Annotated in this window: 1 protein-coding gene; it reads right to left on the bottom strand. The window is 68.1% G+C overall.

Annotated features, from left to right (window positions below; translation table 11 throughout):
• Positions 1 to 1775: Ig-like domain-containing protein (locus tag F6X53_RS31980; RefSeq protein WP_244965647.1), on the bottom strand; the 1775-nt coding region annotated here is incomplete at both ends.

Raw genomic sequence — 1775 nt, forward strand, 5'->3', positions numbered from 1 at the left:
CAGCCGTAAAGCTGTTGGCACCCTGCGCCAGCGGGGTGGTGGGGGTGAAGCTGAAGACGCCGTTGGCGCCGGCTACAGCGGTGCCCAGCACCGTGCCGTTGTCGGAGATCGTGACGGTCGTGCCGGCTTCCGCCGTGCCGGTGATGATGGGGGTGGTGTTGTTGGTCAGACCAGGCAGCGTCGTGATCGCCGGCACGCCAGGCGCGACGCTGTCGATGCTCAAGGCCACCGTTGCGGACGGACCCGAGACGTTGCCAGCTGCGTCCTGTGCCACAGCCGTAAAGCTGTTGGCGCCCTGCGCCAGCGGGGTGGTGGGGGTGAAGCTGAAGACGCCGTTGGCGCCGGCCACAGCGGTGCCCAGCACCGTGCCGTTGTCGGAGATCGTGACGGTCGCGCCCACCTCCGCCGTGCCGGTGATGATCGGTGTGGTGTTGTTGGTCAGACCGGGCAGCGTCGTGATCGCCGGCACACCGGGTGCGACGCTGTCGATGGTCAGAGCCACCGCCGCGGACGAGCCCGAGGCGTTGCCGGCCGCGTCCTGTGCCACAGCCGTAATGCTGTTGGCGCCCTGTCCCAGCGGGGCGGTGGGGGTGAAGCTGAAGATACCGTTGGCGCCGGCCACAGCGGTGCCCAGCACCGTGCCGTTGTCGGAGATCGTGACGGTGGCGCCAGCCTCCGCCGTGCCGGTGATGATGGGGGTGGCGTTGTTGGTCAGACCGGGCGCCGTCGTAATCAACGGCACGCTGGGAGCGGTGGTATCGATGGTCAGGGTCACCGCCGCTGACGAGCCCGAGATATTGCCGGCGGGATCGCGTGCCGTTGCCGTGAAGCTGTTGCTGCCCGCAATCAGCGGAGTGGTGGGCGTAAAGCTGAAGCTGCCGTCAGTGCCCGCCACAGCGGTGCCCAGCACCGTGCCGTTGTCCGAGATCGTAACGGTGGCACCCGCCTCCGCCGTGCCCGTGACGGTCGGCGTGGTGTTGTTCGTCGGCCCGGCGAATGCGGCAAGAACCGGCGCGCCGGGTGCGCTGACATCGATGGTCAGAGCAACCGCCGCGGACGCAGGCGAAACGTTGCCCGCGGCGTCCTGAGCCGTTGCAGTCAGCGTGGCCCTACCTGCCGCCAGGGGAGTGGTCGGCGAGAAGCTGAAGCTGCCGCTCGGATCGGCAACCACCGTGCCCAGCACGCTTCCGCCGTTCAAAATTGTTACGGTAGTGCCGGCCTCGGCCGTGCCCGTGATGGTGGGTGTCGTGTCGTTGGTGATGCCGGACGTCGTGATCGTGGGCACACCCGGTGAGACAAAATCAATCGCCAGCGCCACCCCGAGCGAGGGCTGTGACGTATTTCCGGCCGCATCCTGAGCCGTTGCCGTCAGCGTGACGGTACCTGCAGTCAATGGGCTGACGGGGGTGAAGCTGAAGCTGCCGTCCGGTCCGGCCACGACCGAACCGAGCACGATTGCGCCGTTCGAAATCGTGACCGTCGAGCCCGCCTCCGCCGTACCGGTGATGGTGGGCGTGGTGTCGTTCGTCGGTCCTGAAGCGGTGATGATTACCGGTGCATCGGGCGCGGTGGTGTCAATGGTCAAGGCCACCGCTGCCGATGCACCCGAGACGTTGCCGGCCGTGTCCTGCGCGGTGGCGGTGAGGCTGTTGACGCCCTGCGCCAGCGGGGTGGTGGGGGTGAAGCTGAAGACGCCGTTGGTGCCAGCCACAGCGGTGCCCAGCACCGTGCCGTTGTCGGAGATCGTGACGGTCGTGCCGGCTTCCGCCGTACCG

Source organism: Methylobacterium soli, from assembly GCF_008806385.1.
Lineage (GTDB): Bacteria > Pseudomonadota > Alphaproteobacteria > Rhizobiales > Beijerinckiaceae > Methylobacterium > Methylobacterium soli.